Source organism: Amycolatopsis sp. SB7-3 (genome assembly GCF_041021335.1).
GTDB lineage: Bacteria > Actinomycetota > Actinomycetes > Mycobacteriales > Pseudonocardiaceae > Amycolatopsis > Amycolatopsis japonica.
The window spans coordinates 668228-681368 of the sequence record NZ_JBFPJQ010000003.1; the positions used below are offsets into that span (position 1 = coordinate 668228).

The 13141-nt window shown below is 71.3% G+C and carries 1 protein-coding gene; it reads left to right on the plus strand.

All coding sequences use genetic code 11. The features are described from left to right. Positions 1-22 precede the first annotated feature (22 nt). The coding region (locus AB8M46_RS27625; RefSeq protein WP_394362142.1) for an amino acid adenylation domain-containing protein at positions 23-13141 on the plus strand (13119 nt) is incomplete at its 3' end.

Genomic DNA, 13141 nt, shown 5'->3' on the forward strand with positions numbered 1-13141 from the left:
CCGAACGGTGGAGGCAAACCCGATGAACCGCGGCTTTCCCCTGACCCCGGCACAGCAGGGGATCTGGCTCGCCCAGCAGCTCGACCCGGCCGATCCGGTCTACACGATCGGCTGGGTCGTGGAGCTTCGCGGCGCCATCGACCTCACCCGGCTGGGCGACGCCGTTCGGCGGGCGGTCGCGGAGGCCGAGTGCCTGCACGTGACGGTCGGGCTGGACGGCGACACGCCGGTCCAGCGTCCGGTCGCTCCCGGCGAGATCGCCGTTCTCGACTTCAGCGGTGAGCCGGATCCGGAGCGGGCGGCCGACGAATGGGCACGGGGTGAACTCACCGTGGCGGCCGACCTCGAACGGGGGCCGCTCACCGCGCATACGCTGCTGATCCTGGCCGGGGACCGGGTCCGCTGGTTCCAGCGCTACCACCATCTGGTGATGGACGCGCACGGGCAAGCCGTCCTGACCCGCCGCGCGGCGGCCCTCTATTCGGGCACCGCCGAGGAGATCTCTTGGCCGCTGTCGGGCTTGGCCGAGTCCGGCTACGACGGGACAGCCGACCGCGGCTACTGGCTCGGCGAACTCGCGGGCAGGCCGAACCCGGTGCGGCTGCTCGGCCGCGCGTCGGCGGGCCGGGTCCGGCTCCGGCGGCATTCATGGGAACTGCCCGCGGCCGAGGCGGGCCGCCTGCGGAAGTTCGCCCTGGACGCGGGGACGCGGCTGTCCCGGGTCGCCATCGCCGCCGTCGCGGCGTACGCCCACCGTGTGACCGGCGCCGAAGACCTCGTCCTCGGCCTCCCGGTCACCGCGCGCACCACCCGCGCCCTGCGTGAGCAGCCGGGCATGGTCTCCAACGTCCTGCCGCTACGGCTGACCGTGCGGCCGGAGACGACGCCGTCGCGACTCGTCGCCCAGGTCGCGGAGAAGGTCTCCGCGCTGCTGGATCACAGCCGGTACCGCGGGGAGGACCTGGCCCGTGAACTCGGCGCGAGCGGCGGGGTGCACGAACTCGTCGGGCTGAGCGTGAACTACATGGCCGTGGACGGCGAACTCGCGTTCGGCGATGCGAGCGCGACGACGCACAACCTCGAACTCGGGCCGATCAGCGACGTCGCCATCGCCGTGTACGACGCGGGCGAGGGCCGGGGCCTCCGCTTCGACTTCGACGCCGATGCGGCCGTGTCGTCCGACGACGAACTGGCCGACCATCGCCGTCGGTTCGCCGCCGTACTGGACGCCCTGCTGGCAGGCCCGGATCTTCCGCTGGCCGCCATCGACCTGCTCTCGGCGGAGGAGCGGGCCCGGATCTTGGAGCTCGGGACCGCGGTCGCGGATTCGCCCGAGGTGTCCTGGCCCGAGGCGTTCGCGCGGGTCGTGGCGCGGAAACCGGACGTCGAGGCCGTCGTCTGCGAGGACGTCCGGATGACCTACGCCGAGGTCGACGCCGCCGCCAACCAGCTCGCGCGGCTGCTGCGCCGGCGCGGGGTCGGTGACGAGGACGTCGTCGGCGTGGCCATGCCGCGTTCGGCCGATCTCGTGGTCGCCCTACTCGGTGTCATGAAGGCCGGCGCCGCGTATCTCCCGCTCGACCTGGACCACCCCGAGGACCGCCTCGCGTACATGCTCGCGCACGCGGGCGCCGGGATCGTGGTGTCCACTGTGGAGGAATCCGCCCAGCTCCCGTCCGGTGTGGACTTCGAGCGGATCCTGCTCGACGATCCGGAGATCATCGCCGAGCTCGCGGAGGTCGATGCGTCCACTGTGGACGTGAGCGGGATCGCGCTGAGCCAGGCCGCGTACGTCATCTACACCTCGGGCTCCACCGGGAAGCCGAAAGGCGTGGTCCTGTCCCACGACGGGATCGGCAGCCTGATCAGCACGGCGACCGAGCGGATCGGCATCGGCGAGGACAGCCGGGTGGTGCAGTTCGCCTCCACCGGGTTCGACGTGACGGTCTGGGATCTGGTCATGTCGCTGTGCGTCGGCGGGACGCTGATCGTCGTGCCGTCGCACCGTCGTGTGGCGGGCGTCGAGCTGACCGGCTACATCGCCGCCAACGCGGCGACGCATATGATCCTGCCGCCGTCGCTGGTCGCCGCCCTCCCGGCGGACTGCGAGCTACCCAAGGGTGCGGTACTGATCGTCGGCACCGAGACCGTCCCGCCGGAACTGATCGCGCGCTGGGCCGAAGACCTGAACGTCGTCGCCGCGTACGGGCTGACCGAGGCGACGGTGAACTCGACGTTGTGGGCGGCCGAGCCCGGCTGGAACGGGCCGATCCCGATCGGCGTCCCGGATCCGAACACCCGCTGCTACGTCCTCGACACCGCGCTGCGGCCGGTCCCGGTCGGCGTCGAAGGGGAGTTGTACGTCGGCGGACGCGGTCTCGCCCGGGGGTACGCGGGGCGTCCGGGGCTGTCGGCGGAACGCTTCGTCGCCGATCCGTTCACCGGTGGCGGCGAGCGGATGTATCGAACTGGCGACCGCGTCCGCTGGCGCGCGGACGGGAACCTCGACTTCCTCGGCCGTACCGATCACCAGGTCAAGATCCGCGGCTTCCGGATCGAACCCGGGGAGGTCGAATCCGCGCTCGCCGCGTACCCCGGGGTCGAGCGGATCGCCGTCGTGCCGCGCGAGGTCAGGCCGGGGGACCGGCGCCTGGTGGCGTACGTCGTGCCGCAGACCGACGGCTCGCCCTCGTTGCTGAAGGACCTCCGTGCCCACGCGGAATCGGCGTTGCCGCACTACATGGTGCCGTCGGCCTTCGTGGAACTCGACCGGCTGCCGATCATGCCCAACGGCAAACTCGACCGGACCGCGTTGCCGTTGCCGGACTTCGGTGCCGCCGCGACCGGCCGCGCACCGGCCACCGAGCGGGAACGGATCCTCTGCGACGTCGCCGCACGTGTCCTCGGCCTGGCCACGATCGGCGCGGACGACGACTTCTTCTCCCTCGGCGGCGACAGCATCCTGTCCATCCGGCTGGTGCTGGGCGCGGCGGAACACGGCCTCGCCATCACCCCGCGCCAGGTCTTCCAGCACCGGACTCCCGAAGCGCTGGCCGTCTGTGCGGAAACAGTGAGCGCCGAGTCCACTGTGGACGACAGGCCGTTGCTGGAGCTGACCGACGCCGAACGTGCGTCGTTCGCCGAATACGCCGAAGTCCTGCCCGTGACGCCGTTGCAGGAAGGCTTCTTCTTCCACGCGGAGTTCGAAGGCGGTTCGGCCGCCGACATCTACACGGTCCAGGAGGTGCTGGACCTCGAAGGCGACGTCGACGCCGACGCGTTGCGCCGGTCGGTGCAGACGCTGCTGGACCGGTATTCGTCGCTGCGGTCCGGCTTCCGGCAGCTCGACGGCGGCCGGGTCGTCCAGACGGTGGCACGGCACGCCGAACTGCCTTGGCGCGAGGTGACCGCCGAAGACGCCGAGGCGGCCTTCGAGGCCGATCGTGCGCGCCGGTTCGACTTCGCCCGGCCGCCGCTGCTGCGGGCGACCTTCACCCGGATCGGCGAGGATCGCGCCAAACTGGCGCTCACGTTCCACCACATCATCGCCGACGGCTGGTCGGTCGTGGTGCTGCTGCGCGAACTGCTCGCGGCGTACGGGGGAGCGCCCGTACCGCCGGAAGCGGGCACCCGCGCCGACCACCTGCGGCGGCTCGCGTCACGTGATCGCGAGGTTTCGCGCGAAGCCTGGCGGACAGCACTGTCCGAAGTGGACGAACCCACCCGGCTGATCGACGAACGAGCCGGGGTGGCGAGACGGCCGTCGCGGCTGCACCTGAACCTCGGCGAGCAGGCGACGACGGCGTTGTCCGCGATGGCCCGCGAGCACGGGCTCACCCTCGGCACCGTCCTGCACGGCGCCTGGGGGCTGCTGCTCGGCGGGCTCACCGGCCGGGACGACGTGCTGTTCGGGAGCACGGTCTCCGGCCGCGACACCGGCGCCGCCGGCCTCGAATCGGCGGTCGGCCTCTACATCAACACGGTGCCGGTGCGGCTGCGCTGGTCGGGCGCCGAGACCGTCGCCGCCGTGCTGCGGCGACTGCAGGACGAGCAAGCGGCCCTGCTGGACCACCAGCATCTCGGCCTCGGCGAACTGCAGCGCCTCGCGGGCGCGGGGCAGGAAGAACTGTTCGACACCCTGGTCGTCGTCGAGAACTTCCCGCGCGACGACGAGCACGCCTCCGGAACCCTCCGCCTCATGGGCGTCGAAGTCACCGACGCGGTGCACTTCCCGGTCGCGGTGATCGCGACACCGGGCGAAGACCTGGCGTTCAGCCTCAAATTCGACGCCGCCCGGATCGACGCGGTCGCGGCCGGACAGCTCGCGGAGCGGTTCGCGCGGCTGCTGGAGACGCTGACCGCGAACCCCGGTCTCCCGGTCGCCGCGCTCGACCTGCTGTCGCCCGCCGAACGCGGCCGCCTGGCCGAACTCAACGCGACCGCGCACCCCGTACCGGAGCGCACACTGGTCGAGGTCTTCGCCGCGCAGGTCGCCAAGACGCCTTCCGCGACGGCGGTGATGTTCAAAGACATCGAACTGTCCTATGCGGACCTCGACGCCCGCGCGGAGAACGTGGCGCGAAGGCTGCGTTCCCTGGGAGCCGGTCCCGAAGAGGTCGTGGCCGTCGCCGTGCCGCGGTCGGCCGAACTGATGGTCGCGTTGCTGGGTGTCCTCAAGGCCGGGGCCGCCTACCTGCCCATCGACCTCGATTATCCGGCCGACCGGCTCGAATACATGCTGGCCGATTCCGGGGCGCGTCTCGTGCTCTCCGAACCCGGGACGGCCGCGAGGATCCCGGACGTCGCCGGGCTGACGCGGGTCCCCGTGACCGGCGAGCCCGTGGACGACGTCGAGGGTGCGCCCGCGGGACCGGACAACACCGCGTACCTCATCTACACGTCGGGTTCGACCGGGCGGCCGAAGGGCGTGGCCATCACGCATCGCGCGATCGTCAACCGGCTCGCGTGGATGCAGCACGAGTACCGGCTGACGCCCTCGGACCGCGTGCTGCAGAAGACGCCGTCGAGTTTCGACGTGTCAGTGTGGGAGTTCTTCTGGGCGCTGTGCGAAGGCGCCACGGTGGTGCTGGCCGAACCGGACGGCCACCGCGATCCCGCCTATCTCGCGCGAGTGATCCGGGACCGGCGGATCACCACCCTGCACTTCGTCCCGTCGATGCTCGCTGCCTTCCTCGGCAGCGGCGAGGCCACCGGCGATCTCGGATCGCTGCGTCATGTGTTCTCCAGCGGCGAGGCGCTGCCCGGCGAGACCGCCGCACGCTGGCGCTCGCTCACCGGCGTCCCGCTGCACAACCTCTACGGCCCCACTGAGGCCGCCGTGGACGTGACCTTCTTCGCCTGCACCGGAGCCGACGGCGCCACCGTCCCCATCGGACGTCCGGTGTGGAACACGCGGCTGCACGTCCTCGACGGCTGCCTTCGCCCGGTGCCCGACGGCGTGGCGGGTGAGCTGTACCTCGCCGGTGTCCAGCTGGCCCGCGGCTATCACGGACGGCCGGGGCTGACCGCCGAACGCTTCGTCGCCGACCCGTTCGGCGAGCCGGGGCAGCGGTTGTACCGGACCGGCGACCTGGTGCGCCGCCGCGCCGACGGCGAGATCGAGTACCTCGGCCGCACCGACCGGCAGGTGAAGATCCGCGGCAACCGGATCGAGCTCGGCGAGATCGAAGCCGTTCTCGTCGCGCGGCCGGAGGTCACGGCCGCGACCGTCGTAGCCAAGGATGGCGCGCTCGTCGGCTACGTCGCCGGGAACGCGGATCCGGAGAGCCTGCGGACCGCGCTCAGTGAGGCACTGCCCGCCCCGATGGTCCCGCAGGCGTTCGTCGTCCTCGACGAATTCCCCCTGACCCCCAGCGGGAAGCTCGACGTCCGGGCCCTGCCCGCACCCGGGACCGGCCGGACCGAAGCCGCGCCTGGAAACGATCAGGAGCGCGCGCTCGCGCGGATCTTCGCCGACGTCCTCGGCCTGGAGACCGTCGGCGCCGACGGAGACTTCTTCCTGCTGGGCGGCGACAGCATCTCGTCGATCGCCGTGTCGAGCCGTGCCCGGCGGGCCGGATTCGAGCTGAGCCCCAAGGACGTGTTCGAACTCCGGACCCCGGCGGCGCTCGCCGCGTCCGCCGCGCCGGCGGAGCCGATGGCCGACGCTGACGGCATCGGAGCCGTCCCTCTGCTGCCGGAAATGCTCCGGCTGCGTGAGCTGGGCGGCGCGGTCCAGCCGGAGTCCGTACTGCTGACCGCGCCCTCCGGAGCCGACCTCGAGACGCTCGCCGCGGCCCTGCAGCTCGTGCTCGACCACCACGATGGCCTACGGCTCACGCTGTCGCGGGTCGCCTCGGTACTGTGGTCGCTCGAAGTCCGTCCACAAGGGACTGTCCAGGCCGCGGACCTGCTCCGTCACGGATCCGGTTCCCTCGAAGACGAGTTCCGGGCCGCTGCGGACAGGCTGACCGACAATCTGTTGCAGGCCGTCTGGTTCGACGAGCCGGGCAGGCTGCTCCTGCTCGCGCATCCGGTCCTGCTGGACGCGCGGAGCCTGACGACGCTGTCCGCCGATCTCGCGATCGCCTGGCAGGCCGTGACCGAGGGGCACCCGCCTGTCTTCACCCCGGCGGGGACGTCGTTGCGGACCATCGCCCGCCGGATCACCGACGCGGCGCAGGATCCCGCGCTGCTCGGCGAGATCGAGCACTGGACCGAGACGCTTGCGCCGGCCTCGTTCGAGGTCGACGGCGATGTCACCGAACGCCGGATCACACTGTCCGTCGAGGAGACCCGGACGCTTGTCGGCGCGCTGCCGTCCGCGGTGCACGGCGACGTGACCGACGTCCTCCTGACCGCGCTGAAGATCGCCGTCGACGGTGACCTGCTCGTCGATCTGTACGGCCGGATCGACCGGTCGGCCACGATCGGCGCGCTGACCTCGGTGCGCCCGGTGCGGATCACCGCGTCCGGCGAACCGCTCGCGATGCTGAAGGCCGTCAAGGAAACCGTCCGGAAGACGCCCGAGGGCTACGGCCCGCTGCGCTACCTCAACGCCCAGACCGGCCCGCTGCTCGCCGGACTCGCGAAGCCGCAAATCGTCCTGCGGTACGACGGCCGCGTCCCGGCCGGGGCGGGGGACTGGCAGGTCGCCGGGTACGGGGCCACGCCGCCGTCCGGCGACCACGCGGTGCGGATCGGGGTCGCCTGCGAAGAGACCGAGGAAGGCCCGAGGCTGACGGCGACGTTCGCGGGCGGTGACCTGGCCGAACGCTGGGCCGCCGCCCTGGTCGACCTCGCGGCCGTGGACACGACGGCACCGGTGGGACTCACGCCGTCCGATCTCGAACTGGTGTCGCTGACGCAGGAGGAGATCGACCGCGTCGAGCGGTCCAGCCCGGTGCCGGTCGCCGACGTGTGGCCGTTGTCGCCGCTGCAGGAAGGCCTGTTCTTCCACTCCAGCTACAACTCCGGCCGGGTCGACATCTACACGATCCAGGAGGCGATCGACTTCGATCACCGCCTGGACGCCGGCAGGCTCCGGGCGGCGGTGTCCGCGCTGCTGCGGCGGATCCCGAGTCTCGGCGCCGGTTTCACCAGCGAGGGGCTGCGCGGCCCGGTCCAGTTCGTGGCGGCCGAAGTCGAGCCGCCCGTGTCCGAAGTGGACCTTTCGGCACTGCCTGAAGACGAACGGTCTGAACGGCTCGAAGCACTGATGGCCGAGGACCGCGCGACGCGGTTCGACCTCGGCGCCCCGCCGCTGTTCCGGCTGAAACTGGTGCGGCTCGGCGACGGCCGCGACCGGGTGGTGCTGAACCGGCATCTGCTGCTCTGGGACGGCTGGTCGGCCTGGCTGTTCATCGAGCAGCTGTTCACGCTGTACGACCTCGGCGGCGACGACCGGACGCTACCCGCGGCCGGGTCCTATGTGGACTTCCTGCGCTGGCTGGACCGGCAGGACATCGAGGCCGCCACGAACGCGTGGCGCGAGGCGCTGTCCGGCCTCGCGGAGCCGACCGTCGTCGGACCCGAGGGCCGTGACCTGGCCCCGGCGACCCCGGTCAACCTAGACACCTTGCTGCCGTCCGGGCTCAGCCGGGCCTTGCGCGAGCAGGCCCGCAGGCACGGTCTCACGGTGAACTCCGTGCTCAACGCCGCCTGGGGCCTGGTCCTGTCGACCATGACCGGACGCCACGATGTCGTGTTCGGCGCCGCGGTCGCGGGCAGGCCCGCCGCCGTGCCCGAGATCGAGAACACCATCGGCCTGTTCCTCAACACCGTGCCCACCCGGGTGCGGCTCGACGCGGCCGAATCCGTGCTGGACCTGGTGCGGCGCCTGCAGTCCGAGCGGATGGACCTGACCCCGTACGAGTTCATGAGCCTCGGGGTCCTGCAACGCGAGGCCGGGCACCGTGTCCTCTTCGACACGCTGTTCGTGCTGCGCAACGCCGATGGCGACGAACGGCGCGACGGCCTCCGTCACCGCCACGGCATCATCGACCTGCTGAACATCGATGCCACGCATTACCCACTGACGCTGGTGGTCACCCCGGGAGAGGAAACGTGGGTCACGCTGTCCTACCGGGACGACGTCATCGACGCCGCCGAGGCCTCGTCGGTGCTCGACCGGTTCACGTCACTGGTCGCACAGATCGTCGACGACCCGGCGAAACCGGTCGCCGCGCTGGCCACGGTGTCCACTGAGGACCGTGCCGCGCTGGAAGCGGGCTGGGCCGAGGCCGAACATCCCGTCATCGAGGACACGATCGCGGATCTGCTCGCCGTCCAGGCGGAGCGCACCCCCGGCGAGACGGCCCTGGTGTTCGGCGAAGAACAGCTGACCTACGCCGAACTCGACGCGCGCATCAACCGGATGGCCCGGCTGCTGCTGGCCAAGGGCGCCGCGCCGGAACGGGTGATCGCGCTCGGCCTGCCGCGTTCGATCGACATGGTCGTCGCGCTGTTCGCCGTGCTGCGGACGGGTGCGGCGTACCTTCCGCTGGAACTCGACTACCCGGTCGAGCGGCTCGCGATGATGCTGGAAGACGCCGGGCCGCTCTGCCTGGTGTCCACAAAGGACGTTTCGGCGACGCTGCCCGGTGCCACGCCCCGGGTGCTCGTCGACGACCACGAAGACAGGGCGTTCGGCGACGGCCCGATCTCCGACGCCGAACGCCCGCTGTTCGCGCGGAGCCGCGCGGACCGCATGGAACACCCGGCGTACGTCATCTACACCTCGGGCTCGACCGGCAAACCCAAGGGCGTCGTCACGCCGTATCGCGGCCTGACGAACATGCAGCTCAACCACCAAGGCGCGATCTTCGCCCCGGCCATCGCATCGGCGGGCGGACGGCGGCTGCGGATCGCGCACACCGTGTCGTTCGCCTTCGACATGTCCTGGGAAGAACTGCTGTGGCTCGTGGAGGGGCACGAGGTCCACGTCTGCGACGAGGAACTGCGCCGGGACGCGCGGGCGCTCGTGGCGTATTGCGACGAGCACGAGGTCGACGTCGTCAACGTGACGCCGACGTACGCCCACCTGCTGATCGAGGAAGGACTGCTGGACGGGCACCGGCCCGCGCTGGTCCTGCTCGGCGGCGAAGCGGTGTCGGAGTCGGTGTGGAACCGGCTGCGCGACACCGAGGGGACCTACGGCTACAACCTGTACGGCCCCACCGAGTACACGATCAACACGCTCGGCGGCGGCACGACCGACAGCGACACCCCGACCGTCGGCAAGCCGATCTGGAACACCCGCGCGTACATCGTCGACGCCTGGCTCCGGCCGGTCCGCGACGGTGTCGCGGGTGAGCTCTACATCGCGGGCGAGGGCCTGGCCCGTGGCTACCTCGGCCGTCCAGGCCTGACGGCCGAACGGTTCGTCGCCGATCCCTTCGTGCCCGGGGGCGGGCGCATGTACCGCACCGGTGACCTGGTGCGCCGCCGTCCCGACGGGAACCTCGACTTCCTCGGCCGCACCGACGACCAGGTGAAGATCCGCGGCTACCGCGTGGAACTCGGCGAGATCGAGACCGCGCTCAGCCGCTACCCGGAGGTCGCACAGGCCGCCGTCATCGCGCGGCCGGATCCGTCAGCGCCCGGTCTGCAGCGGCTCATCGGTTACGTCGTCCCGGCCGAACTGAGCGGGGACGCGCGCGCCGAGGCGGAAGCCGACCAGGTCGGCGAATGGCGGCAGATCTACTCGGACGAGTACACCGAGATCCCGACGGCGTTGTTCACCGAGGACTTCGCGGGCTGGGATTCCAGCTACGACGGCGATCCGATCCCGCTGGAGCACATGCGGGAATGGCGGCGCGCGACCGTCGACCGGATCGCCGAACTGAAGCCGGAACGGGTGCTGGAGATCGGCGTCGGCACCGGTCTGCTGATGGGGCAGATCGCGCCGCTGGTCCAGGAGTACTGGGGTACCGACCTCGCCGCGCCCGTGATCGCGAAGCTGAACCGCGAGCTGGAACAGGATCCGGAACTGGCGGCCAAGGTGAACCTGCGCGCCCAGCCGGCGCACGTGTTCGACGGCCTGCCCGCCGGCCGGTTCGACACGATCGTGATCAACTCCGTCATCCAGTACTTCCCGAGCGTCGACTACCTGACCGACGTCATCACCCAGGCGATCGGCCTGCTCGCCCCCGGCGGCGCGCTGTTCGTCGGCGACGTCCGGAACCTGCGGCTCGCCCGCGCCTTCCACACCGCGATCCAGCTCACCCGCGCCGACGCCACCTCCGACGTCGCCCAGGTGCGCCGCGCGATCGAACGCGGGGCCGCGCTGGAGAAGGAACTGCTGATCGACCCGGACTACTTCACCGCGCTCGCGCGGCGGCTCCCGGACGTCGCCGCGCAGGTCCGGATCAAACGGGCCCGGTTGCACAACGAGCTGAGCCGGTACCGGTACGACGCGGTCCTGGTGAAAGAGCCCGCTGAGACCTTCTCGGTCGCGCAAGCACCGCGGTCGTCCTGGGACGAGGTGGGCTCGCTCGCCGCGTTGGAGGACCGCCTCGCCGGCGTGGAAACGCTGCGGGTGAGCCGGATCCCGGACGCCCGCCAGACTCCCGAGGTCGAGGCGACGCGTGCGCTGGACGCCGGCGCGCCGCTCATCGACGTCCTGGACCTCTTCCGTGCCCCGGCCGGGGTCGAGCCGGAGGACGTGCACGAACTCGGCGACCGCCTCGGGTTCCGGGTGTACTGCACCTGGTCGGCCGACGGCGCTTTCGAAGCCGTGTTCGTCCACAAGGGACAAACGGACGCGCTGGTCACCGGGGTGCATCAGCCGGTTTCGGTGGGCACTAGCCTGGCCAAGTACGCGACGAGCCCGACGGCGGCGCGTGGTGGCGGCGAACTCGTGCAACGCCTGCGGGACCGGCTCAAGACGGAGTTGCCGGACTACATGGTCCCGGCCGCGTTCGTCACGCTGGGCGCCTTGCCGCTGACCGACAACGGCAAGCTCAACACCCGCGCGCTCCCGGACGCCGAGCAGACGGTGCGGCTCGCCGAAAGCCGTCCGGCCGAGACCGCCGAGGAAGAGACGCTGTGCGCGCTCTTCGGCGAGGTCCTCGGCGTGGAGGGGGTCGGCGTCGAGGACAACTTCTTCGACCTCGGCGGCCATTCCCTGCTCGCCACCCGGCTCATCAGCCGGGCCCGCACCGAACTCGGCGCCGAACTGGCCATCCGTGACCTGTTCGAGGCACCGACGGTCGCGGAGCTGGCCGCTCGCGCGGGTGGCGGCGAACCGGCGCGGCCCGCCGTGGTCCGCGCCGAGCGCCCCGATCGGATCCCGCTTTCCGCCGCCCAGCGCAGCCTTTGGCTCGTGGACCGGATGGAGGCGAACGCGGTCGCCTACAACTTCCCGCTGACCTTCCGTCTGCGCGGAGCCCTGGATCCCGACGCGCTGCGGGCCGCGCTCGGCGACGTGCTCGGCAGGCACGAAGTCCTGCGCTCTGTCTTCGAGGAGCACGACGGCGAGCCCTACCAGCGTGTTCTCGACGCGCCGGAGATCCCGTTCGCCGTCGAGGACTGCGACGAGGCCGGGCTGGATGCCCGGATCGCCCAGCTCTCGCGGACGCCGTTCGCGCTGGCGCGGGAGATCCCGGTCCGGCTGCGGGTGCTGCGGCTCGGTGAAGGCGACCACGTGATCTCGCTGGTCCTGCACCACAGCGCGACCGACGAATGGTCCGACCGGCCGTTCCTGGGCGACCTCACCTCGGCCTATCGGGCGCGGCTCGCTGGTGACAGTCCCGTGTGGACGGATCTCCCCGTGCAGTACGCCGACTTCGCTCTGTGGCAGAAGGACTTCCTCGACCAGCACGGTGCCGCCCAGGTCGCCTACTGGGCCGAGTCGCTGCGTGGGGCTCCGGACGAGCTGGCCCTGCCACTGGATCGTCCCCGTCCGCTCCAGCCGACAGGCAAGGGCGGCAAGGTGAAATCCGCGCTGTCCGAGGAACTGTCGGCCGCGGTGCGCGACCTGGCGGCGAAGGCGGGAGCGAGCCCGTTCATGGTGCTCCAGGCTGCGGTGGCCGCACTGCTGCACCGGACCGGCGCCGGGGACGACATCCCGCTGGGCGCCCCGATCGCCGGACGGACCGACGCGGCGCTCGACGATCTCGTCGGGTTCTTCGTGAACACGTTGGTGCTGCGGACCGATCTCTCCGGCGATCCGACGTTCGCCGCCCTGCTCGACCGGGTGCGCGACGCCGACCTCGCGGCGTTCTCGCACGGCGACCTGCCGTTCGAAAGCGTCGTCGAACGGCTGAACCCGCCCCGCGTTCCGGGGCGCAATCCGCTGTTCCAGGTGATGGTGGGCTACCACCGGCAGAGCGACGCGCACGACGTGCTCGGGCTGCCGGCCGAGTGGTTCGAGATGGACACCGGGATGGCGAAGTTCGACCTGCACTTCACGATGGTCGACGACGGCACGACCGCGACGTTGATACTGGAGTACGCCGAAGACCTCGCCGGCGAGACGACGGCCGTGCGCCTGCTGGACCGGCTCACGTCCGTGCTGGAGCAGGTCACCGCCGAGCCCGAGCGGCCGGTCGCCGCGCTCGACATCCTCGTCGGTGACGAATCCGCGCAGCTCAGCGGCTGGAACCGCACTTCGCACGACGTCCCGGCGGGCACGTTGCCG